The sequence below is a fragment of the Anaerolineales bacterium genome, assembly GCA_015075725.1.
GTDB lineage: Bacteria > Chloroflexota > Anaerolineae > Anaerolineales > Villigracilaceae > Villigracilis.
In genome coordinates this window covers 2,121,772-2,144,279 of sequence record JABTTV010000001.1, presented here as the reverse complement: position 1 = coordinate 2,144,279, position 22,508 = coordinate 2,121,772, and the positions used below count along the sequence as shown (strand labels likewise).

21 protein-coding genes are annotated in these 22,508 nt (G+C 51.3%); 14 read left to right on the top strand and 7 right to left on the bottom strand.

Translation table 11 applies throughout. The features are described from left to right. Positions 1-59: 59 nt before the first annotated feature. On the top strand, positions 60-2,969 hold the full coding sequence (locus HS100_10385; protein MBE7434314.1) for a tetratricopeptide repeat protein: 2,910 nt from the start codon (positions 60-62) through the stop codon (positions 2,967-2,969). 257 nt (positions 2,970-3,226) lie between these two features. Here HS100_10385 and HS100_10380 read toward each other — a convergent pair whose 3' ends face one another. After that, entirely contained in the window at positions 3,227-3,664 is a 438-nt protein-coding gene (locus HS100_10380) for an OB-fold domain-containing protein (protein ID MBE7434313.1), read from the bottom strand. A gap of 193 nt (positions 3,665-3,857) precedes the next feature. Beyond that, positions 3,858-5,222 (bottom strand): thiolase domain-containing protein, encoded by a 1,365-nt coding sequence (locus HS100_10375; protein ID MBE7434312.1) that lies wholly within the window; start codon positions 5,220-5,222, stop codon positions 3,858-3,860. Positions 5,223-5,402: 180 nt separating this feature from the next. Between HS100_10375 and HS100_10370 the strand changes: the two genes are divergently transcribed. From HS100_10370 to HS100_10330, 9 genes are read left to right on the top strand one after another with little or no spacing between them, the layout of a single operon-like run. Further along, the gene (locus tag HS100_10370) at positions 5,403-7,025 is read left to right on the top strand and encodes a methylcrotonoyl-CoA carboxylase (protein MBE7434311.1); all 1,623 of its coding nucleotides are present in this window, start codon (positions 5,403-5,405) and stop codon (positions 7,023-7,025) included. 8 nt (positions 7,026-7,033) lie between these two features. Beyond that, complete coding sequence (locus HS100_10365; GenBank protein MBE7434310.1) at positions 7,034-8,200, top strand: PQQ-binding-like beta-propeller repeat protein; 1,167 nt, start codon at positions 7,034-7,036, stop codon at positions 8,198-8,200. Positions 8,201-8,213: 13 nt separating this feature from the next. Next, positions 8,214-8,699, top strand: a complete 486-nt coding sequence (locus HS100_10360; GenBank protein MBE7434309.1) for a DUF1579 domain-containing protein — start codon at positions 8,214-8,216, stop codon at positions 8,697-8,699. After that, entirely contained in the window at positions 8,696-9,679 is a 984-nt protein-coding gene (locus HS100_10355) for an NAD-dependent epimerase/dehydratase family protein (protein ID MBE7434308.1), read from the top strand. Before HS100_10360 ends, HS100_10355 begins: the two co-directional genes overlap by 4 nt. Next, complete coding sequence (gene accC / locus HS100_10350) at positions 9,669-11,156, top strand: acetyl-CoA carboxylase biotin carboxylase subunit (GenBank protein ID MBE7434307.1); 1,488 nt, start codon at positions 9,669-9,671, stop codon at positions 11,154-11,156. The genes HS100_10355 and accC overlap by 11 nt, the downstream gene beginning before the upstream one ends. Positions 11,157-11,158: 2 nt before the next feature. Continuing rightward, positions 11,159-11,626, top strand: coding sequence for a hypothetical protein (locus HS100_10345; protein ID MBE7434306.1), 468 nt, complete (start codon positions 11,159-11,161; stop codon positions 11,624-11,626). 1 nt (position 11,627) lies between these two features. Then, positions 11,628-12,071, top strand: coding sequence for a MaoC family dehydratase (locus tag HS100_10340; protein ID MBE7434305.1), 444 nt, complete (start codon positions 11,628-11,630; stop codon positions 12,069-12,071). A gap of 21 nt (positions 12,072-12,092) precedes the next feature. Then, complete coding sequence (locus HS100_10335; GenBank protein ID MBE7434304.1) at positions 12,093-13,295, top strand: M28 family peptidase; 1,203 nt, start codon at positions 12,093-12,095, stop codon at positions 13,293-13,295. A gap of 10 nt (positions 13,296-13,305) precedes the next feature. Next, the gene (locus tag HS100_10330) at positions 13,306-14,172 is read left to right on the top strand and encodes a CoA ester lyase (protein ID MBE7434303.1); all 867 of its coding nucleotides are present in this window, start codon (positions 13,306-13,308) and stop codon (positions 14,170-14,172) included. Positions 14,173-14,235: 63 nt separating this feature from the next. On the opposite strand, the gene HS100_10325 is transcribed toward HS100_10330, so the two are convergent. From HS100_10325 to HS100_10305, 5 genes are all read right to left on the bottom strand, one after another. After that, the gene (locus HS100_10325; GenBank protein MBE7434302.1) at positions 14,236-14,598 is read right to left on the bottom strand and encodes a DUF1801 domain-containing protein; all 363 of its coding nucleotides are present in this window, start codon (positions 14,596-14,598) and stop codon (positions 14,236-14,238) included. Between the two features lie 55 nt (positions 14,599-14,653). Next, complete coding sequence (locus HS100_10320) at positions 14,654-15,205, bottom strand: sugar O-acetyltransferase (protein MBE7434301.1); 552 nt, start codon at positions 15,203-15,205, stop codon at positions 14,654-14,656. Next, the gene (locus HS100_10315) at positions 15,198-15,338 is read right to left on the bottom strand and encodes a hypothetical protein (protein ID MBE7434300.1); all 141 of its coding nucleotides are present in this window, start codon (positions 15,336-15,338) and stop codon (positions 15,198-15,200) included. Before HS100_10315 ends, HS100_10320 begins: the two co-directional genes overlap by 8 nt. A 60-nt stretch (positions 15,339-15,398) precedes the next feature. Then, on the bottom strand, positions 15,399-17,696 hold the full coding sequence (locus HS100_10310; GenBank protein MBE7434299.1) for an NACHT domain-containing protein: 2,298 nt from the start codon (positions 17,694-17,696) through the stop codon (positions 15,399-15,401). A gap of 85 nt (positions 17,697-17,781) precedes the next feature. Beyond that, positions 17,782-18,795 (bottom strand): NAD-dependent epimerase/dehydratase family protein, encoded by a 1,014-nt coding sequence (locus HS100_10305; protein MBE7434298.1) that lies wholly within the window; start codon positions 18,793-18,795, stop codon positions 17,782-17,784. A gap of 164 nt (positions 18,796-18,959) precedes the next feature. On the opposite strand from HS100_10305, the gene HS100_10300 reads away from it, so the two are divergent. From HS100_10300 to HS100_10285, 4 genes are all read left to right on the top strand, one after another. Then, positions 18,960-19,742: a hypothetical protein gene (locus tag HS100_10300; GenBank protein MBE7434297.1), complete on the top strand. Its 783-nt coding sequence runs from the start codon at positions 18,960-18,962 to the stop codon at positions 19,740-19,742. A 193-nt stretch (positions 19,743-19,935) separates the two neighbouring features. Continuing rightward, on the top strand, positions 19,936-20,916 hold the full coding sequence (locus HS100_10295) for a hypothetical protein (GenBank protein MBE7434296.1): 981 nt from the start codon (positions 19,936-19,938) through the stop codon (positions 20,914-20,916). A 62-nt stretch (positions 20,917-20,978) separates the two neighbouring features. Further along, entirely contained in the window at positions 20,979-21,794 is an 816-nt protein-coding gene (locus HS100_10290) for an N-acetylmuramoyl-L-alanine amidase (protein ID MBE7434295.1), read from the top strand. Beyond that, positions 21,791-22,483, top strand: coding sequence for a L,D-transpeptidase (locus HS100_10285; GenBank protein MBE7434294.1), 693 nt, complete (start codon positions 21,791-21,793; stop codon positions 22,481-22,483). Before HS100_10290 ends, HS100_10285 begins: the two co-directional genes overlap by 4 nt. Positions 22,484-22,508 lie beyond the last annotated feature (25 nt).

Sequence of the window (22,508 nt, the reverse complement as noted above, 5' to 3'; positions counted from 1 at the left end):
GGTGTCAGGCGATACCCTGAGTTTATCGAAGGGTTGACGAGCGACAAGGGCAGGCAGGTATGGCAGATAACGCATTCGTAAAAATTGGAACGGCGCTCCTAAAACACCAAGTTAAGAAACTGGTGGGTGAAGAGGCTTTGGGCGCCATCGGCGAAGAACTCGCGGACATTGGCGGGGACAAACTCGACGCGTGGATTGGCGACCAATCTACAGTTGCAGAAATCGAAAAAGCCGCGGATAGTGCTCGCGACCTGTTTCGGGGAAAAGTGAATGACGATGAAGTCGAACAATGGATGGTAATGCTGCCCATCCATGATTTGCCTGCTGTTCTTTCTGCCATCGAAGAATTACCGTCATCCCCCGACGAAACCAAACTTGAAAATGCCCTGCGGGAATCCATCGCGCTGAATTGGAAGAGACTTTCGGCTGAGCAAGTGAACAATGCCGTCGCCGCGTTCATGTCTTGTTTGCGAAGCGCATTACTGCCCATCGAAAAACAGACATTGACCGTCATCGGTCGCTCGGTCTTGCGAACGGAAGACAAAGTCAACCAACTTTTGAGATTGGTGGAACAGCTACAAGTTTCGTCGTCCGCCACTCGTCCCTCGTCACTCGTCACTCGCCCCGGCTGGTTTTTCGGTCATCGCTACGGTGACTTGGAGAACTTCACAGGTCGCGAAGCAGAAATGCAAATGCTCGATGAATGGCTGGGTAACGATAAAGAGAATTTGCTCGTGCTTCGCGCTCTTGGCGGATTTGGCAAATCGGCGTTGACGTGGCAATGGTTCAACAACCGCGTGGATAAAGCCAAATGGCAGACGGCAATCTGGTGGTCGTTCTATGAAAAGGAATCGGGGTTTGAGAGTTTTCTCGCGGAGACGCTGGCACATCTTGGCGTGGAGGTCAAGGCGTCGGCGCGGTTGCAGGTCAATGACTTGCTGGAGGCGATGCGCGGGACAAATATCCTGATCGTGTTGGACGGCTTCGAGCGGCTGCTGCGTCAATACGGGCGGATGGATGCGGCGCTTCAATCCGACGATGAGGATGCGGACATTGACCCATCCCAGCGCGATTGCTCGTCCCCGCTGACGGAAACCTTCCTGCGCGGGCTGAGCGGCGCGGGGCTGAAGTCCAAAGTCTTGATGACCACGCGCCTGTGTCCGCGTGTTTTGGAGAGCGCCGACGGCAAACTGCTTCAAGCCTGCCGCGAGGCGCCGCTCGCCGCCTTCTCGCCCGAGGACGCAGTGATGTACTTCCACAACGAAGGGATAAAAGCCACGCGCGCGGAGATCCTCACGCTGTGCGCCGCATACGGCTATCACCCGTTGAGTTTGAGCCTGCTGGTCGGTTTGATCAACGCAGACCATGAGAAGCGCGGCGACATCGAGGCGGTAAAGAATCTGGAAATCTTCGAGGATGTGAAAGCCAGACGACATCACGTGTTGGAACGCGCCTACGACAGTTTAGCCCCCGAGCGCAGGGACTTGCTGAGCAAGATGTCCTGCTTTCGCGGTTCGATGGAATACGCCGTGCTGAAAAAGGTATTCCCCAGCCCCGATCTGGACAAGTCCCTGCTCGACCTGCGCCAGCGCGGACTGCTGCAATACGCGGGCGAGACGCAGCGCTACGACATGCACCCGATCGTGCGGCATTATGCCTACGATCGTTTTACTGACTCGGAACGCAAAAAAACTCACAAGGATCTTGCGTTTCACTTTATTGACGTGATGACTGACGTTATGCCCATGCCCAACACAAAGGTGAAAACGCTGGAAGACCTTGCGCCCGTCATCGAACTGTATCACCACATGGTTGGGGCGGGGAATTTGGATGAGGCAAGAGTTTTATTCCGTGACCGTTTGAACCAAGAAACTTATTATCAATTTGGCGCATATCAACTTTGCATTGAACTTTTACGCGCTTTATTTCTTGACGGTGAGGATAAGCCGCCGCGTCTGAAAAAAGAGATTGCCCAAGGATGGACACTTGCTGCTCTCGGCAATGCTTACTCGTTGAACGGACAACCACGCGATGCTCTGCCCATTATGCAAAATTCTGTTGTGTTGGCTGAAAAAGTTGGTGACAAGAAAAATGCAGCCATCGGGCTGGGGAATGTGGCGATAGATCAACTGATCATCGGCGCTCTGAGCGCCGCGGAGCGCAACCTGCGCCGCAGCATTGACTTGTGCCGTGAGATTAACGATTCAAGTAAAGAAGCCCATGACCATATATTACTCATGCAAGTACTTGCATATTGTGGAATGTGGAATGAACTTGAAAACGAATTAAAGCAAGCATTAGAAATGTCCAAAGAACAAAACGATATTCAAGCACAAAGCATTTTATATTCATACAGCACACTGCGTTTCCTGCTTATGGCAAGGGAATCAATTGGCAGTAATCAGTTACCAGCGGACAGTGTAAAGTCGTCAATCGAATCCGCCCAACGCACCCTTGAATTGGCAGATGAAACAGCAAAAACAAAATACCCACATCCCCGTGATTACATTCGCGCTTACTGGCTGCTCGGTGCGGCATATTGCGCCAATTGGGTTTTGACAGGCTCAACCACCGACGAATTGACTCTGGCAGAAGAAAACCTGTCTAAAGCACTCGATCTCTGTCGGCAAATCAATTTGGTTGATAATGAAGCCAACATCCTGCTCGATGTGGCGCGGTTACGCTATGCCCAGGGTGATTTCAAAGACGCGCTGGAAAAAGCGTCCGAGGCGCTGGTGATCACGGAGCGGAGCGGGTATGTCTTGCAGGGGGCGGATGTGAATAATTTCCTGGCTAAATTGGCGTTGGTGTGGGGAGAAAAGGGGATAGGGAATAGTGAATGGGGAGGGAAGGAAATGGCGAGGAAATTTGCAGAAGAGGCGCTAAAGCTGGCGACGTGCGACGGTCCGCCGTATTATTACAAGGTGGCGTATGAGGAGGCGGAGAGGATGTTGGAGAAATTGAAATAATACCCCCTCCGCCTTCGGCACCTCCCCCAAATACGACAATTTATATTTTGCATGAATCCAGAAAGCGCTTCAATGTCGTATTTGGGGGAGGAAGGGTGGGGGTAAAAAAAGACTCAGCCGATTGCCGAGTCCTTTTTGCTATGTCATTGCGAGGGCGCAGCCCGAAGCAATCTACCGAATGGATGAATCTCATCGATTAATTTTCACCGCTTAATTGGAGATTGCTTCGTCGGGCTATCGCCCGCCTCGCAATGACATTATTCGACAGGCACAAAATACACATCCGTCGGCTTCAACTTGGAATTGCGCAAAAACCGCGGACTGACCTCCATCCCGATCCAATCCAGCGACGGGGCATCGGGGTCAACGCCCATCAGGCGCGTGAGCAGTAACGTGTCCACGCCCTCGAACTCGATCAACGCCAGCACGAATGGACATTCCGGCAAAAACTCCTGCGAGCCAAAGTAACAGACGGTAAAGGCATGCACATGCGCCTTGACGTTCGTGATGTCTATCCACTTTGTCTCATTGCCAGAATACATGTCATGTCCGCGCGGGTTGGCGTAGGTGTATCCGGTTGGGTCGCGCGAAGCGAGCAGTCGTTTATTCGTCAACGCCGCGAACCACGGGCTGTCCTGTCCGTAAGAATGCAGGTACGTGATCTTATATTCCTGCTCGATCTGGATCGGCGCCATCTTCTTGAGGAATTCCAAACCATCTTCATCCAAACTCGTCGGGAATGGAATGCCGTGGACAATGAACCCACCTAAGGTTTCTTCTCTTTGGGAAGGTAATTTGCTCATAAGATTCTCCTGTGGTCTCGATACTGCGGCGATGGTCGAGTAGTCCCGAAGGGACGTACCGAGACCCGCCGCCTACTCGACCACCCTATCCTTCTCTCTCCAACACCGACACGGTGACATACGTCCCCGTCCCCGCATGGGAATGGATCGCGCCCCGCTTCGCATTCTTGACCTGTAACTGGTCGTCGCGGAAATGCTTTTGAATCGTCCCTTGCAGTTGCCAGATGGCAAAGACTCCCTGCATGAGTCCCGTCGCGCCGACGGGATGTCCGCAGGCAATTAGTCCGCCAGATGGATTCACAGTGCAGACGGGTTTGTCTTTCAACTTCAAGCCGTAGTCAATATTCGGCATGAACGCCTTGCCCGATTCCGCGAACGGACCTCCCTCCCCATATCGACACAAGCCCAGATCTTCATACGTTTGAATTTCAGATGAGGTATACGCGTCATGCAACTCGATGAAGTCCAATTCATGCAGCGGATCTTTGATGCCCGCGTGCTTCCACGCCATGTTGCCCGCCGCCCGCCCCGCGCGGAACGAATGGACTCCCGGATAGCGCGTGCCATGCTCCCAGAGTTTTTTGTAATATTTCTTGGTCTCGTCCGATGACTTCTCCAACTCGGTGGCGTAATTCTCCATGAAGAAGTCATAATCCACATGCGGACGGTCCGCCATGCGCATCGCGTCCGTGCCGCGACCGATGCCTGTCACTTTCACCAGCGGACGTGCCACCTTCGCTCCCGCAGCTTCGAGTTTTTTCAGCCCTTCCTCCGAGCAGAGAATGGTCGCCGCTGCGCCGTCGGACATCACGCAGATATCGAGCCGCGTCAGGGGCCATGCCACCATCGGCGCGTTGCGCACATCCTGGATGGTGATGCGCTGACTCTTCTGCGCATACGGATTGTGGAAGGCGTTGATGTAGTTCTTCACGCTGACGTGCGCCATCTGCTCGACGGTCGTGCCGAACTCCTTCATGTGCCGCGTCACCATCATGGCGTAGTAGCCTGAATAAAAACCCCCGGCGGGATAATCGAACGACACGTCGGAGGCTAAGGCGATGAACTCGTTGCCCTTCCACGTCTCCACATGAGACATGGTCTCGAAGCCGTACGCCAGGCACACGTCCATGTGACCCGAAGCGACGGACTTCCACGCCTCCTGGAAGCACAGTCCGCCCGTCGCGCCGCCGCCCTCCACGCGATGACCGGGTTTGGGACACAGCCCGAGGTAGTCCTGAGCCATGATGCCAGCCATCAACTGTCGGGTGAAATGATCCGAGAAGTACGAAGCGACCGAGCCGTCCACGATGCGGGTAAAGGTCGGGAAGTCCAATCCGATATCTTGAATCGCGTAATCGTACGCCTCCTTGATGATCGCCTGGAAGGTCTTATCGGGTCTTGACTTTGCAAATTTCGACACCCCGCCTGAAATTGCATACACCGGTCTCATCAGCGAACCTCCTTGGATGAAGATAACCCCATCTTTGCAGAATCCGCACATGATTACAACTGACATTCATCCGCTTTCTGTCATCGCAGGCGGGCATTTCGCAACTTCCCCTTTTATGCTAAACTCACGCCAACTCCAAGCCGATTCCTTATCTCCCATTTCCTATTTACAAACTACTACATGGAAACCCTCCCGACCGCCATCTCCCCAACCGACCCGGAATTCCTCGCCAACACAAACCACAATCGCACTCTCGCGCAGGAATTAAAGAAGCATCTTGCCTTCGTCCGCGAAGGCGGCGGCGAGAAGTATCGCAAACGCCACGAAGAGCAGGGCAAGTTGTTCGTGCGCGAACGCATCGAACGTCTGCTCGACCCGGGCGCGCCCTTCCTTGAACTTTCCGCACTGGCGGCGATCAACCTTTATAACAATGAAGCGCCAAGCGCGGGCATCGTCACCGGCATTGGGCGCATCTCGAATCGTGAAGTGCTCATCATCGCCAACGATGCCACCGTCAAAGGCGGCTCGTACTTCCCGATGACGGTCAAGAAACATTTGCGCGCGCAACAGGTCGCCGAAGAAAATCATTTGCCCTGCCTCTACCTCGTGGATTCTGGCGGGGCAAATTTGCCGTTTCAAGATGAAGTCTTCCCGGATGTCAATCACTTCGGGCGCATTTTTTACAATCAGGCGCGCATGTCTGCCAAGCGCATTCCGCAGATCGCGGCAGTGATGGGAAGTTGCACGGCGGGCGGCGCGTACGTCCCTGCGATGAGTGATGAAGCGGTCATCGTCAAAGGCGCTGGCACCATTTTCCTCGGCGGACCTCCGCTGGTCAAAGCCGCTACAGGCGAAGATGTCACTGCCGAAGAATTGGGCGGCGCGGACGTCCACACGCGCAAATCGGGAGTCGCCGATCACTTCGCAGAGGATGATGACCACGCGATTGAAATTCTTCGTTCGATTGTTGAAACTCTTCCGCGTGGACACATCCACTCGCATCTTTCCGGGCTCGAAGTTGCTCCACCCGAGGAGCCTTTATACTCCGCCGACGAATTGTACGGCGTCCTGCCGCGCACCTTCAAAGAGTCCTTCGACGTCCGCGAGATCATCGCCCGCATCGTGGACGGTTCCAAGTTCCGCGAGTTCAAATCGCGCTACGGCATCACTCTCGTCTGCGGCTTCGCGAGAATCCATGGCTATCCCGTTGGCATCATCGCCAACAACGGAGTCTTGTTCAGCGAATCAGCTTTGAAGGGCACGCATTTCATCGAATTGTGTGATCAGCGCGGAATTCCGCTCATCTTTTTGCAAAACATCACCGGCTTCATGGTCGGCAAGGAATACGAAACCGGCGGCATCGCCAAAGACGGCGCGAAGATGGTCCATGCCGTTGCCACGACCCGTGTCCCCAAACTGACGCTTGTCATCGGCGGCTCGTTCGGCGCTGGCAACTACGCCATGGCGGGCCGCGCCTACGGCTCGCGTTTCCTGTGGATGTGGCCCAACGCGCGCATCGCCGTCATGGGCGGAGAACAAGCCGCGAACGTGATGCTCACCATCAAGCAAGATCAACTCGCGCGAGAGGGCAAACCGCCCCTCAACGCAGAAGAAGCGGAAGAGTTCAAACGTCCGCTGTTGGAAAAATACGAGCGCGAGGGAAGCCCCTACCATTCATCAGCCAGAATTTGGGATGATGGAGTAATCGATCCCGTAGATACCCGTCAGGTTTTGGGGCTTGCATTGTCCATTGTGTTGAACGCTCCGAAGGAAGACGGCGGGTTTGGTGTGTTTAGGATGTAAATGCACAAATGGTAAATAAACAAGGCCTCTCCAGTAAAACGATAAACAAGCTGAGCGACTCATTAGTGTTTTTTATTCTTGTTGTGCTAGGATGGGTGATTGTACAATATGTAGTTCATAATAATGGATTACGGAACCCCAAAGAGCCAATTGCCCTAAACAATTTTCCACAAACAGTTTCTTGGGTATTCAAAGCCGATGAAAAAGTGGTAACGACGCCTATAAAAGATGGCGATTTCATATATGTTCGAACAAGCGGCGCGATTTACAAAATAGATGGCAATAGTGGAAAATTGGTATGGAAAGTAGCAACCGAAGCAAGTGACAAGTCAAGTGTCATTTTTCCAACTCTGAAGCCAAAGATTAACGGCATATATTTGGTAGTTCCTGAGAAAGGATCACGTGTTGCAGTATTTTCTTCTGATACAGGAAAATTCATTTGGCGTTCATTACCACCCGGATATGAACAAGCCAATATCGAGTCGTACACAATCAATCAAGAATTTCTTTACGTTGCCAGGTGGGATTGGTTTCTTACAGCTTACGATCTAAAAACAGGGGATGTTTTATGGGAAAAATCAATCACTGGTCGAAGCAACCCATACATTGTTTCTGGAGGAAATCATATCTACGTTGCGCAGGAGGATCTTCTGCAGGTATTTGAGTCCCAATCAGGTAGATTTCAATGGAAATTCGATATCGGTGGTTACAGCGGTCCAATGTGGTTGGATGATGAAGTTCTTTATCTTACAGATGAAAGGGCTTCTCGAGTTATAGCAATTAACATCAATTCGCAGAAATTATTATGGGATAAGACCTTTCCGCACATAGGGTCATATGAGTTCAATTGTATTTTCATATCAAAGGATATTCTCTATCTTTCAGCCCAACAACTTGTAGCAATCAGTAAATTTGATGGGAAACATAGTTGGACCAGTCAAGAAACTGGAAGTCTAGAATGTCCTGTGGAAGTTTTTGGATCGATATTTGTGAGAAATAGTGATACAAATCTGTTCAGAATAAGCGCACAAACCGGAGAAAAGTTGGGTGAACTTTCGGTTCAGGCAAACGCATCGGCGAAACATCAGCCTGATCGCGGCCCTTTGATCTTTGATGATTTACTGATTGTTCCCTTTGGAGACAATCGGGTATTCGCTTATAAAATTGACGAATAAGGCAGGTTAGAGTATGACCTTCGAAAAATCAACCGGAAGCCCTCATCATTTTCTTGCCCAACTCGCCGGGAATTGGAAAGGTACGAGCAAGTTATGGTTAGAGCCGGGCAAACTCGCTAATGAAGCCCCTATCGTCGGAACCATCCAATTGGTTTTAGACGGACGCTTTGCATTATTTCTCTACCAATCCACCATCGAGGGTGAGCCGCAGCACGGCATGTTCACTTTCGGGTACAACACCACGCTCGAACGCTACGAAGCCTCGTGGGTGGACTCGTTCCATAACAATACCGCCATCATGTTCTGCGAAGGCAATGCAAAAGAGAATGGATTCTTCGTCCTCGGTTCCTACCCTGATCCCACCGGTGGACCGGACTGGGGCTGGCGCACCGAAGTGGAATTGAGGTTGAACGAACTGGTCATCACCGCCTTCAACATCACACCCGAAGGCGAAGAAGCCAAAGCCACCGAAGCCGTTCTTAAAAAGGTGAATGCATGAAAATTCTCATCATCGGCGGGACGCGTTTCGTCGGACGGCATCTTGTCAACTCCGCCCGCGCGCGCGGACATGAAGTGACTCTTTTCAACCGCGGCAAAAGCAATCCCGGGTTGTTTCGAAGAGTCAAAGCCATACAGGGAGACCGGGAAAAAGATCTGGACCAACTCACGGCGGAGTGGGATGCGGTCATTGATACGTGTGGATACCTTCCACGAATTGTCCGCTTATCCGCCGAAGCATTGAAAGAAAAAGTCGGTCGGTATGTTTATATATCCAGTATTTCGGTTTATGCCAGTTTCAAAAAGATCGGCATCAAAGAAAGTGATGCCGTGGGAACGCTTGCCGATGAAAGCCTGGAAGAGATCACCGGCGAAACCTACGGATCCCTGAAAGCTTTGTGTGAAAAAGTCGTGCAGGATGTGTATGGTCCGCGTTCGCTCATCATCCGCCCGGGCCTGATCGTCGGTCCGCATGACCCAACAGACCGCTTCACTTATTGGCCCCTGCGCATTGCCAAAGGCGGCGACGTTCTCGTTCCCGATAATCCCTCCGCCATGACCCAATTCATCGATGCGCGCGACCTTGCTGATTTCATCATCAAACTCATCGATCAAAACGTCTCGGGCACATTCAATGCGACCAGCAACCCGGTCACGCTCAGCACCGTTTTCGAGACGTGCAAACGCATCAGCAAAAGCAATGCAAATTTCAAATGGGCGCCGGTGGATTTTCTCGAAAAGAACAACGTCGCGCCGTGGAGCGACATGCCGATCTGGATTCCCGAAGTCGGGGATGACGCCGGTGTTTCCCAGGTGGATATTTCCAAAGCGGTAAACGCCGGTCTTACCTTTACTCCGCTCGCCCAGACCATCAAGGACATTTACGACTGGGAGTTCGAACGCCCCGAAGGATACGAACTAAAAGCCGGTTTGAAGCGCGATCGCGAAAACGAGTTATTGGAGTTGTTGCGTGTTCAATAAAATCCTCATCGCCAACCGCGGCGAGATCGCCATTCGCATCATGCGCGCCTGCCGCGAACTTGGCATCAAAACTGTCGCCGTCTATTCGGAGGCGGATAAAAATGCGCAGCACGTTCAATTTGCAAACGAAGCCGTTTTCATCGGGAATGCTGCGCCCAATGAATCTTATTTGAATGTGGATGTCTTGATCCAAGCCGCGCGCGACTCCCAAGCCGATGCCATCCACCCGGGCTATGGCTTTCTCTCAGAGAACGCCTCTTTCGCCGCCGCCGTTGAATCAGCGAATCTGACATATATCGGTCCCTCAGCCGATTCGATCCGCGCGATGGGCGATAAAGCCGAATCGAAGACCCTGATGAAGAAGTCAGGGGTGCCCACCGTCCCCGGCAATGAAGGCTTGGATAGTTACGACGATTTCAAGAAAGCCGCAAAGAAAATTGGCTATCCCGTTCTTATTAAAGCCGCGGCGGGCGGAGGCGGCAGGGGAATGCGCGTGGTCAATACTGAAAGCGAGTTGAAAGAAGCCATCGAACTCGCTGAACGCGAAGCGCTCAACGCTTTCGGGGATGAACGCCTGCTCATCGAAAAATATCTCGCCGAAGCGCACCACATCGAAGTTCAAGTCTTCGGCGATAAACACGGCAACTTCGTTCATCTCTTCGAACGTGAATGCTCCGTGCAGAGACGCCACCAAAAAATCATCGAGGAATCTCCTTCTCCCCTGCTCACTCCTGAGCTTCGAGAACAAATGGGACAAGCTGCAGTCAACGCCGCAAGGGCGGTAGGCTATTACAATGCTGGAACCGTAGAATTCATCTTCGACCCAAATCTTTCATCTTTCTTCTTTCTCGAAATGAACACCCGCCTGCAAGTTGAACATCCCGTCACCGAACTTGTGACCGGGCTCGACCTCGTCCACTGGCAGATCCGCATCGCGGCGGGAGAGAAATTCCCCTTCGCCCAAAGCGACCTTCATCAACACGGGCACGCCATCGAATGCCGTGTCTACGCCGAAGACCCATCGACCGGATTTTTACCCAGCACCGGCAGGCTTTTGCAATTCATCCCACCGCATGGTCCCGGCATTCGCGTCGATTCCGGCTTTGCTACTGGCGATGAAGTCACTCACTTCTACGACCCGCTCCTTGCAAAACTCATCGTCCATGCAGGCAGCCGTGAAGATGCCATCAAACGCATGAAGAACGCCCTCAACGATTTCATCGTCCACGGCGTGGTGACGAACATTGATTACATGCGCGCCGTTTTGGAAACAGACGATTTCAAGCAGGGCAAAGTCTCAACGCGCTGGGTCGAATCGAAATTCGGCGGGTGGAGCGTGCCGCAACCTGAACTGCACGTCCTGATCGCCGCCGCACTGGCAGATGTGGTCTTCGTTGGCGGGAAGACACAACCTGCCGTTTCGAATGAGACCGATCCCTTCAACCCGTGGAAGCAAACGGGGAATTATCGTAATTAACCATGAAAACAACCTTCGACTCCCAAACCATCGAACTTAACCCATCCGGCGAAAATTTTGTTGCCATGATCGACGGGAAGACGGTCAATGTGCAAATTCTCCGCGCCGCGAACGGACGCCTGGATTTATTGGTTGATGGTCAGCGTGTGACAGCGCATGTCTCATCGGATATGGCGAAGCGCTGGGTGACGGTCAATGGGCAGACTCTGATGCTCACGAAAACCTCGGGCGCAAAACAGGGCGTCCGCCATGAACATGCCGGGGGACTCATCGCCCCGATGCCGGGTCAGATTCGAAGCGTTTCCGTCAGCGTGGGAGAGACTGTGAAGAAAGGTCAAACCCTGCTCACGATGGAGGCCATGAAAATGGAGATCCGCATCCAGGCTTTAAAGGATGGCGTGGTCAAATCGGTTTCGGTGACGCAGGGGCAGACGGTGGAACGCGAACAGATCTTGGTGGAGGTTGAGTAACATGACCGGAAAATATTTCGATGAACTCGAAGTCGGGATGAAGTTCAAACACGGCGGTCGGACGGTGACCGAGATGGATAACGTGCTCTTCTCTGCGCTGACGATGAACACCCAACCGCTTCATGTCAACGAAGATTTTGCCTCCAGGACCGAGTTCGGTCAACGGCTGGTGAATGGCATCTTCACCTTCGGCTTGGTCGTCGGCTTGACCGTGGCGGAGTTGACCGAAGGAACCATTGTGGCAAACCTGGGCTACGATAAGGTCGTGCATCCCAACCCGGTTTTTCACGGCGATACGATCTACGCAGAAAGCGAAATCATCGAGAAGCGGGAATCAAAATCAAGACCGAGTGCGGGATTAATAAAGATAAAATGCACCGGTAGGAAGCCCGATGGAACAATCGTTGTGGAATTCGAACGAACGGTGATGTTCCTCAAAAAATAAAGCCCGGCTACCTTCTCCCACATGACCGACCCGAACGCATTCATCGACCAGGTACTTGAAAAGCTATGCATCCGCATCGGAGACCGACCGCTCGGCTCGCGCCATAATCAACGCGCTCAGGAGTTCATCGGCAACTCCTTCAGGCAACATGGATGCGAGGTCGAAGATCAAGACTTCACCTGCATGGATTGGCGCGGAGAGAGCGTCTTACTGCATGCTAATGGGCATAATATCCCCGCATCCATTTCTCCTTATTCATTACCCTGCAATATCACCGCCGAACCTGTCACACTGGCAAACATCCACGACCTTGAAACGCGAGACATCCGCGGCAGGATCGCCGTCCTTCACGGCGAACTAACCCGCGAAGCCATCATGCCGAAGAACTTCAGGTTTTGGAATCCGGAAGAGCACCAAAAGATCATCCGCCTGCTCGAAGAGAATAAACCCGCCGCCATCGTTGCAGTCAGTTTCAACGAAGAACAACCCACTCCCATTTTCGAAGATGGCGATTTCGATATCCCCAACGCCGTGGTCGCAAAGAACCATGCCGGGGAGTTGCTGACTGCTGGCAGCAACATCGCGCTGACCATCGTCAGCGAGAGACGCCCGTCGAGGGGAGCGAATGTGATCGCCAGAAAGCCCGGCAGGGTCGGAAAGAATAAGGTTGTTCTCACCGCGCACATGGATACCAAGCCGGGCACGCCCGGCGCATTGGACAATGCCTCCGGCATCGCCTCCCTTCTGACCCTCAGCCTGATTCTACAATCCCAGGCCTTCGGCTTCGGCCTGGAGTTCGTCGCCTTCAACGGAGAGGATCATTATTCCAACGCCGGTGAAATCCACTTCCTCGATAAATACCAGGCGGAATTCCGGAACATTTTGTTGAACATCAATTGTGATGGAGTGGGATTGAAGGACAGCCGCATCGGCATTTCCTGCATGGAATGTCCTGAACCCATCCATTCTGTTTGTGATGAGACTCGCAAAGCATTCAATCTCATCGAATGGATCGAACCCTGGGTGCAAGGCGACCACATGCTCTTTGTGATGAACCGGGTTCCCGCCTTGACGCTGACTTCCAGCGGGATCTTTCCGCTTGTGGATACGATCATTCACACTAAGAACGACACCCCCGCACTGCTTGACCCTGAATCCATCCTGCAGTCCTCACGGTTTCTCGAACGGTTATTGATCAATTTGGATCGCGCAGCCGGAAGTTGAAAGGAAATTTATGCACTCACGACGAGCCCTGCTTTACATGCCCGGTGACAATTGGAAGATGATCACCAAGTCCATTACCCTGGGCGTGGATTCGATCTGCATGGACATGGAAGACGGTACCGCCTTTAACAAGAAAGCCGAGGCGCGCGCCACCATCGCCAGGGCATTGCAAGAACTGGACTTTGGCGCGAGCGAAAAACTGGCGCGCATCAACTCGGTCGGTTCGGGCTGGGAGCAGGATGATATTGAAGCGGTTCTCCCCTACCACCCGGATGGGATCGTGATTCCGAAGGTCGAATCGTTTGAGCAGGTGGAATGGGCAGGCAGGATCATCGAAGATGCCGAGTTGAAGTATGGATGGGCGCTTAATTCGATTCGGATTTTGATCGGGGTGGAAACTGCCAAAGGGATATTGAGTCTGAAAGAGATCGCGGCGCATCCGCGTTTGGATGCAGTCATTTTCGGCGGCGAGGATTTCGCGGCGTCGATTGGCGCAACACGGACCAAAGAGGCGTTGGAGTTGTTATATGCCCGGCAGGCGGTCATCGTCGCTTGCGCGGCGTATGATTTACAGGCGATTGATATCGTCGCGATCGATTACAAGGATCTGGAAGCGCTCAAAGCCGAAGCGGAGTTTGGGGCAGGACTCGGCTTCAGCGGGAAACAGGTTATTCACCCGAATCAGGTTCGGGTCGTGCAAGAGGCGTTTACTCCATCCGCTGAAGCGATTGCGTATGCAAGAAGAATCGTCGAAACGTTCGAAGCCAGTCAAAAAGAAGGCAAGGGCGCGTATTCGCTCGACGGCAAGATGATCGACATGCCGCTGTTGAAGAACGCGCAAAAGGTTTTAGCAAGAGCGAAAGCGGCGGGAAAGTAATAATGCAGACCTCCGAGGTTTTGACTTGTCCCCGAAAGGGGAAAACCTCGGAGTTCTTATTGATTACGCTTTCTTCTTCGTCTTTACTTTCTTTTCCCCCATCACTTCCTTGACACGATACTGCGTGATCTTCCCGATCAACGCATACGGAATCGGCTTATTCAGCGGGAATTTGACCGATCCTTTCGCCCCTTCATACGCGGATAGTTCCTTCTTGAATTTCGCAATCCCAGACGGCGTGGGGTAAAAGCCGATATGCTCCTTGAACGCGGAGAAATGCACGAGGTTCTTGCCATTGAGCTTGAAGGAGGGAATCCCATAACTCATCGCCTCCTCCGCCCCCGGTGCGGACTTGTGTATCACCGACCGAATCCTTTGCAGGATGGTTTGGACTTCGGGCGGGTAGTTGGAGATGAATTCATCCATGGTTTTTATTGGCAAAGAAAGTTCCTCTCGCGCTGGGGCAGAGACTTGAATAGTTTTACTGCTCGAGAACTCTTATGACTTTTGCAGGGTTGCCAGCCACGACTGTATTCGTAGAAACACTCCGCGTAACCACTGCCCCAGCGCCGACTACGGCATTTCTGCCAATCTTCACTCCCGGCAATAGGATGGCGCCGCCTCCTATCCACACATGATCTTCGATAATTATCGGTTTGGCTGTTTCCCAACCCTGATTCCGGGTCTCCGCCAGAAGATCATGCGCGGCTGTGTAGATCTGGACGGCTGGTCCGATCATGACATGGTCCCCGATCCGTACTTCATTGTTATCCAAAATGACACACATGTAATTTAGAAAAACATCATCGCCAAGATAAGTGTTCTTTCCATAAGTACAGTAGAAGGGCGGCCAGATGATCGAGTTCCTGCCAACTGCACCCAACATTTGCCGGAGAATGTTTTGCTGTTCAGTTGAACCTTCACTCACATTGTATAACCGCATTAATTTTTGGGCTTTTTGGCGTTCGGAATCCAATTCGGGATCGAGCATATTGTATCTTTCTCCGGCCAACATCTTCTCTTTTTCAGTCATGGCAGTCATCGAATGACTCCTTTTGGCGCGGGTCAGCCAATGCCTCCACCCCAGGCGCAGGCCTGCACATCAGCATGGTTTGCTCTTTGGGCAGATAGTTGGAGATGAATTGGTCTATGGGGTTGGCGGGCATGGCAATTTCTCTTTAAGGAGGTTTTGCTCTTGACTTTCAAGACAGTTGCTGCATGCTTCGTTAGCTGCGTTTTGTCTCGAATTGAACTTTCTTTCCCTGGTTTGCAAAGTATTCCATTATCAAGCGGTGTGTAAACATAAAGCCTCCACCAACTTTATGTACTAAATTTAATTTCACAGCATTGTTTAATAATTTTATTATACCTGTTGGTAAGGTTTTACCATTTTCAATTGTCAGCCGAAGTGCGTAATGTTTTATTGCGGCATATCCGCCAAATTGCATTGCAACGATCAATCCAAAGAGGCTCCCAAAGCCAAGTGCTATAGGAAATTCAAGCTCTCCCAAGTTGCCGAGAATAATGGCTTCAGACACTGGCATTGTTATCAAACCACCAATCGCACCAATGCTTAATAGAACAAATAACCATACAATAATAGCATTTTTCGTTGAATAGTAGATACCTTGATTCTGGATTATCTTTGTATCCATATCAGAACCTTTTAGACCATGTACAACGGCTCCGACAACTCCTCCTAGTAGACCAAATATAAGACCTTTGATAAAACCTTGCAATAATCCGTTCAATGTTATTATTATTAGAAACGCATCCATAGCATTGTCCATGCCTTCGGGGTCAAAATAACGTAGTATATAGAAGCCTACAAAACCCGCATATATGGTCGTGAAAACTCCCCCCACAATGCCTAATGTTATTCCAGTCAGCATCCACTTATAACTAATTCCACCTGTTATTGCTCCGATAAAGCCTAGAAAAATGGATACCGCGACAGATATAAGGATTGCGAAAATTATTGTTCCCAACAAACTTATAACCTGCGTCTCAAAGGTTTCCTCGCGGGCATTATTTATAAACGCAACGAAGGCGACTAAGCCAATACAGCCAAATAAACCAAGAATAATGCCATTAATCATCCCTTTTCTCGCTGCCTTCCATGACCATCGAAGTTTCCAAACCAACTTTTCAACAGGAATAATTTTGACTCTTAAATTAGTTATAAGCAATATAGCCCCTAAAATTCCGCCAATGAGGATAAATGGTGGTGCAGTTAATACCCAATTAGCCCATCCAGTAATTATGCTCAGTAATGTGCCGAAAAAACTTGCAATTATCCCCGCGCACGCTCCGAAACCGATGGTAATAAAATAATAAATTTTCTTTTGAGACGGGGTATTGAGCCAGTCATCTTGTAACTGCTCTAACAAAAAAATTGATTGGTCGCGCGCTATTAATTGACGCGATAACCATGATAAGAACCTATGGAGTTCTTTTGGACGAATATCAACGTCCGCTCTCTTTTCACCAAGAATCTGTGTAACGTAGAGGTTTATGATTTGCTCGCGCTTCAAATTTCCTTTTACTGATGATGTGTCGGAGATGATTTTGTTTGCTCTCATCGCAATTCTAAGCATTAATGGCGTTGTTATTAGCTCTCTAAGACTAGAATCGTAATAAAGGGATTTGCGTAGTGGTAGGAATTCTTCACTAAATAAAGAAAGATAGGAGTCGATCTCTTTGTAACTTAATTGCTGTATCGCTATTGCTTTTGATAATCCCAGTTTAGTGTTTGATAACTGATATTCATCTGCGCGACTGCAAATAACAATATCAACCATATGATCTTTCTTAAATTCATTTATCGCAACAATGCAATCATTTCGAAACTGGTCTTGAACTTCATCAAGATCATCTAATAATAACAATAATTCGTTCCCGTTCACCCACTGATTGCATATATTGATTGGAATAAGATATTTCTCGCTTAGTTCGTCTGCGATCCAATCCTTTATTGCTTTTCTTGATTTACTCCACGAGGATAGATATAGAACTATTGGTATAGGTTGCTTTTCGTTGGCAAGCGCGAGAGTTATTAGGTCTTTTAGTAGTTTAAGCAAGAAAGTCGTTTTTCCCGTGCCTGGCTTTCCAAGTACTAACAGTTCTCGCCCAGCCTGCTCAAATAATTTGAGGGATGATTCTTCAAGAAAGATATTTTCGTCATTGTATGAAATAGAGTTTTTAATCCATTCTGGACCTGATTTCACTGAGTCGGGTTCGTATTTCAATTGCAACTGCAAAGGATTCGTCCCTTGAAGTGCTTTATCTAAAACCCCTGTTATCCAAATAGCATTTACTTTTTCCAGCATTTTTTGGCGATTATTTTTGGGTGCAAGGATTGGAGAATCACTTGTGGCAAAGGAAGCAATAAAACCTGCTATACCAGTGAATAGAGCAGAAAAAGAATCGAATTTTGGTTCTCTGATTATCCATATAATGGAAATTAAAAATGCTAGAAGCGAAAATAATTGAAGTAGAAAACGCCAAGACAACTTAAGTTTCATCTCTTTCACCTATTATCTTTAGTGCGTAAGCGCTAATTAGGGTTTATACGTTAGCTGTATAAACCTTTTATATCCGGCATTTTTATTACTTCCCATACCTCTTCCGAATCTCCGGCAAAAAATACTCCTCGAAGAAACGGTCCACATCGTAATCGGGCTTCCAGTTCCAATCCTTGCGGGCGCGGGAGTCGTTCACATCCTCGGGCCAGGAATCCACAATGCCCTGCCTGCGCGGATTCGGTTCGTAGGTCACCTTCGTATTCGTGAACGCTTTCAACGCGCGCTGGCGGAAATCTTCGGCGGTAATGGCGAAAGCGGCGACGTTATAAACATTCGTCGTCAACTTCTCGCGCGGCGCGTCCATGATCATCATCAATGACTTGATCGCGTCCGGCATCGCCATGAACGAAATCTTCGTATCGGGGCGCACGAAACAGGCATAGTCCCTGCCTTGAGCTGCCGCGTGAAGCATCTCGGGACCGTAATCGCTTGTGCCGCCGCTTGGTAATGTAAACGCTGAAATCAAACCGGGGAAGCGCAGAGCGCGAAAGTCCAGCATCACCGGCGGGTTTTCATCCAAATGTTTCTGACCGAAATACTTGCCATAATACATCCCCAGTTTTTCGCAGTACAACTTATTACATCCATACATCGTGTGCGGCTCGTCCCATTCCTCCTCCTTGACCGCGCCCACGCTCTTCTTCACGTTCAAGTTCGGCATCCCATACGCTGCGATTGAACTGGGGAATAAGAACTTGACCGCCTTCTTGTATTTCTCCGAACGATACGCCGCCAGCATCAGCAGCTGCATCGTACCTTCCACGTTGATGCGGTGCGCCTCCTCGGTCGCGATCTCCGCCTTCGACGAAAGCGACGCCGCCAGATGGAAGATCACATCGAAATCGTAATCGTAAAATATTTTTACCTTGTAAACCAAATCCCCTTGAACATGTTCCGCCACAAGATCCTTGATCGAATCCGGCAAAGGCGCAATGTCCGATGTCACGATCCGATAGCCGTTCTTCTTCGCAAGTTCCTGCACCAGCGCCTGACCAATCTCTCCACACGCACCCGTTATCAGCACCTGCTTATCGGTCATCTTCATCTCCAGATATGCTAGAATATTTTGGTCATGTCACCCTGAGCGCAGAAGAGGATCTCTTATTGCGGGCATGGAGATTCTTTGCGGCAGCTTGCGCCGCTCAGAATGACATCAATGATATTTTACGACATATTGAAACGAATTACTGTCATAAAAACCCAATGACTTTCAAACGGCTCTTCTTATCCGGCTTCACGGCATTCCTCCTCTCGTCATGTTCATTCATGGACAACTGGCTTGCCGTTTCCACGCCCATTCCCTTGACGGAAACTCCGCATCCCACTTCGACCCGCATCTGGTTCCCGCCATCAGAAACGCCTACACCCCAGAATTTATCCACCAAAGCCCCCACGCCAGAGATGCGCCCGGGCCTCAGCACAGACATCATCACCGACAATTTTTCGAACCCCTCCGATTGGGAGATCGCCGCATCGAACGAAGCCAGTTCGTCCATCAACGATCACCGTCTTACGCTCGCGGTGCAAAGCGGAGTGTACATGACCAGCCTGCGTCAGGATACCCTGCTCACCGACTACTACGCCGAGATCTCCGCCCAACCCAGTCTGTGCAAAGGCGAAGATAGCTACGGCGTGCTCATCCGCGCGAACGGCGGCTCGTATTATCGCTTTGCCCTCGCCTGCAACGGCAGCGTCCGCGGAGAAAGGATAACGAACAGCGTCAGGCTCGCCTTGCAAAAATCGATTCCCAGCGGAGACGTTCCCCCCGGCGCGCCTGGCAATGTGCGCATCGGCGTTTGGGTGGTGGGGAATGAAATGCGTCTCTTTCTGAACGGACGTTATCAATTCAGCATCAGCGATCCATCCTTTCCCATCGGCACGATCGGGGTCTTCGTCCGTTCGGCGGGAGAAACCCCTGTGGTTGTTTCATTCTCCAACCTCGTCATTCGGGAGGTGGAATACGATTTTTCAACCGCAACACCGTAATGATGCTTCGGCACTGCTTCGCCAGTCAGCAAGAGTTGACGATTGGTGACATTTCGACCTTGCTCAATGCAAGTTTCTGATTTACCATTGGAACAATAGTGGGAAACGCTCCAACCTGCCCCAACCCCACAACCTATAGCAAAATCCTGGCCGCCGATTCCTTCATCTTCGTTCCCTATTCACTATTCCTCCCATGCTCTCCCCCGCCGACTTTCTCCGTCTGCCGTACACCCCGGACCTTACCGAAGGCGGGATCGCCTATGCGTTGAGATCGCTGGCGTATACCTACGAACGCGAAGGCAGATCGCCTTATGGGCGATTGCGCAGGCTGGTTGCGAACGTCGCAGTGGAGGTCGCGTTTCGACGGTATCTATCCATGAACAATATTCCCTTCGAGGTCAAGGCATCCACGCCGTTCACAGACAGGGAAAGGTTCGATGTAGTGCTGAACGGACATCGCTGCGATCTGAAATCGTTTCTCATTTCGCGGCGCGATCAGATTACACAGGTCCGCAAAAATATCACTGCGCTGCTGGATGCGCCAGCGCTTGTTCCTTCGGATGCTCATGCCGGGGATGGACATTCTTATAACGATCTATATCTTTTCGCTTTCATGAATGGCCTGGTCGCCGCCTCAAAAGAGGAATTGGGAAAGGTCATTGTGAAGGGACAGCCGCATTATCTCGTACATGTCATGCCGCCGGCGTGGTGCAAGCCCCTGAATTGGATTCCGCTCGGGGCACTGACGTTGAAATCGGAATCAGCGAAGGAACTGATCGTCGAGATCAGCGGGCAGGACGAGGCGCGGGAAATGAAGCGCGCGGAGGTAAGCCTCCCTCCTGGGGTGAAGGTCAGGCTCGACGAGTCCTTCTATTCCATCACATCACTGCACATCAGCCGTCCCCCCGATGCGCGGCTGGGAATCCGCTGCGAGCGGATGAACGATGCGCATATCATTTCGCCGCAGGATTGGGGAAATATCTGGATCTACGGCATGGATATTTTTATGACCGGATACACGACCTATGAAGAGATGGGACAACGTGCAACCCTGCTCCAGCCAAATTCGAAGACCTTCCAATACGAGCGCACCCATGTAAAGAACCTGGCCATGCCGGTGTCGAGGTTGAAACCGATGAGCAGGTTGTTCGATTCCGCGGCAAAACGATCGTAGGTCGCGCTTGAAGCGTGACCTGCTTATTCACATAGATAATTTGAGGTAAGATTATCCCGTCTATGGAAACCTCAAAAGAATCGGCAGTAAAAGAACCGCACATCCACCGAAGGCACAAGCCGCGAGGCGCGAACCCCTTTTTATCCACACTGGGGATCGCGGTACTCATCGCCACGTTATTCACGGCATGGACCCCGAACAGCATTTTCACGAGCAACCTGCGCGAACAATTGCGGACGCTCCTCACGCCGCAGTCCGCCGTCCAAAATGGGCTCACTCCGCAGCCGCAAGTCCGCATTGGGATCGTAGCAGGACACATGGGCAACGATTCAGGCGCGGCCTGCCTCGATGAGAACGGCGACGCCACACTTACCGAAGTGGATGTTAATCTTTCGATCGCAACCCTGGTGCAGCGCAGCCTCACAGAGCGCGGCTATCAGGTGGACCTGCTCAACGAGTTCGACACGCGTTTGAACGGTTATCGCGCTGCAGCTTTGGTATCCATCCATAACGACTCATGCGATTACATCAACGACGAGGCGACAGGATTCAAGGTGGCGGCATCCCTCGAAACGCGCGACACGAACCGCGCCCAGCGATTGACGGCATGTTTGATCGACCGCTACCAGCGAATGACCGGGCTTTATTTTCACGCCAACAGCATCACACCGGATATGACGCAGTATCATGCCTTTTCCGAAATCGACCCGAATACTGTTACCGCCATCATCGAAACTGGATTTTTGTATCTCGACCGCGACATTCTCACGAAACGGACCGACCTTGTGGCTGAGGGCGTAACGCAGGGCATTTTGTGTTTCGTCAACAACGAAAGCGTTCTGCCGACGCCCGTGGTCCTGCCGACCATCCTGCCATGAATCCGTTAAGGGTGGGTTTGTTTTTCGGCTTATTGACAGCTCTGTGCGGCACAGCGGCATGGGCGGCAAGCGCTTCGCAGGCGTTCAGCCCTTCGATATCGACTACATCACCGCGTGGAAATTCCTTCGCAGTCGTAGAGATCGTCAAACCGACTTATACGCCTCCCCCCACAGCGACGGCGACTCTTACCTCGCTTCCAACTTCGATCCCCACCGAGACTCCACAGCCGATGGCGGAGGCGGTGATCGTTGATTCGCCGGAACGGGCATATGCGGCTCAATTGGAGGCTGAAACGCCGGTCAATTACACAGGCGGGAAATATATCCTTGTCGATATATCCGAACAGCACATGTACGTTTACGAAGGCGATTTGCTTGTCTTTAGTTTCGTGGCTTCGACGGGGATGAACAACGCCACCCGCACGGGCAATTTCAGCGTGCTGGATAAGATCCCAAACGCATATGGCGCAACATGGGATATCTGGATGCCCAACTGGCTCGGCATTTACTGGGCGGGAAGTTTGGAGAACGGAATCCATGCCCTGCCGATCCTGCCGAACGGAGCCACACTCTGGGCTGGTTTTCTGGGGACGCCCATCTCGTACGGATGCATCGTGCTGGATACATACGATTCTCAACTATTATTCGATTGGGCTGAGGTGGGCGTCCCTGTGGAAATTCAATGGTGAAAACGGCGGCTTTTTGTTTATAATT

Bases quoted from the DNA above. Each gene is read 5' to 3' on its own strand.
- HS100_10385 (MBE7434314.1), top strand. From the start codon at position 60: ATGGCAGATAACGCATTCGTAAAAATTGGAACGGCGCTCCTAAAACAC.
- HS100_10380 (MBE7434313.1), bottom strand. From the start codon at position 3,664: ATGGCGCCGATCCAGATCGAGCAGGAATATAAGATCACGTACCTGCAT.
- HS100_10375 (MBE7434312.1), bottom strand. From the start codon at position 5,222: ATGAGACCGGTGTATGCAATTTCAGGCGGGGTGTCGAAATTTGCAAAG.
- HS100_10370 (MBE7434311.1), top strand. From the start codon at position 5,403: ATGGAAACCCTCCCGACCGCCATCTCCCCAACCGACCCGGAATTCCTC.
- HS100_10365 (MBE7434310.1), top strand. From the start codon at position 7,034: ATGGTAAATAAACAAGGCCTCTCCAGTAAAACGATAAACAAGCTGAGC.
- HS100_10360 (MBE7434309.1), top strand. From the start codon at position 8,214: ATGACCTTCGAAAAATCAACCGGAAGCCCTCATCATTTTCTTGCCCAA.
- HS100_10355 (MBE7434308.1), top strand. From the start codon at position 8,696: ATGAAAATTCTCATCATCGGCGGGACGCGTTTCGTCGGACGGCATCTT.
- HS100_10345 (MBE7434306.1), top strand. From the start codon at position 11,159: ATGAAAACAACCTTCGACTCCCAAACCATCGAACTTAACCCATCCGGC.
- HS100_10340 (MBE7434305.1), top strand. From the start codon at position 11,628: ATGACCGGAAAATATTTCGATGAACTCGAAGTCGGGATGAAGTTCAAA.
- HS100_10335 (MBE7434304.1), top strand. From the start codon at position 12,093: ATGACCGACCCGAACGCATTCATCGACCAGGTACTTGAAAAGCTATGC.
- HS100_10330 (MBE7434303.1), top strand. From the start codon at position 13,306: ATGCACTCACGACGAGCCCTGCTTTACATGCCCGGTGACAATTGGAAG.
- HS100_10325 (MBE7434302.1), bottom strand. From the start codon at position 14,598: ATGGATGAATTCATCTCCAACTACCCGCCCGAAGTCCAAACCATCCTG.
- HS100_10320 (MBE7434301.1), bottom strand. From the start codon at position 15,205: ATGACTGAAAAAGAGAAGATGTTGGCCGGAGAAAGATACAATATGCTC.
- HS100_10315 (MBE7434300.1), bottom strand. From the start codon at position 15,338: ATGCCCGCCAACCCCATAGACCAATTCATCTCCAACTATCTGCCCAAA.
- HS100_10310 (MBE7434299.1), bottom strand. From the start codon at position 17,696: ATGAAACTTAAGTTGTCTTGGCGTTTTCTACTTCAATTATTTTCGCTT.
- HS100_10305 (MBE7434298.1), bottom strand. From the start codon at position 18,795: ATGACCGATAAGCAGGTGCTGATAACGGGTGCGTGTGGAGAGATTGGT.
- HS100_10300 (MBE7434297.1), top strand. From the start codon at position 18,960: ATGACTTTCAAACGGCTCTTCTTATCCGGCTTCACGGCATTCCTCCTC.
- HS100_10295 (MBE7434296.1), top strand. From the start codon at position 19,936: ATGCTCTCCCCCGCCGACTTTCTCCGTCTGCCGTACACCCCGGACCTT.
- HS100_10290 (MBE7434295.1), top strand. From the start codon at position 20,979: ATGGAAACCTCAAAAGAATCGGCAGTAAAAGAACCGCACATCCACCGA.
- HS100_10285 (MBE7434294.1), top strand. From the start codon at position 21,791: ATGAATCCGTTAAGGGTGGGTTTGTTTTTCGGCTTATTGACAGCTCTG.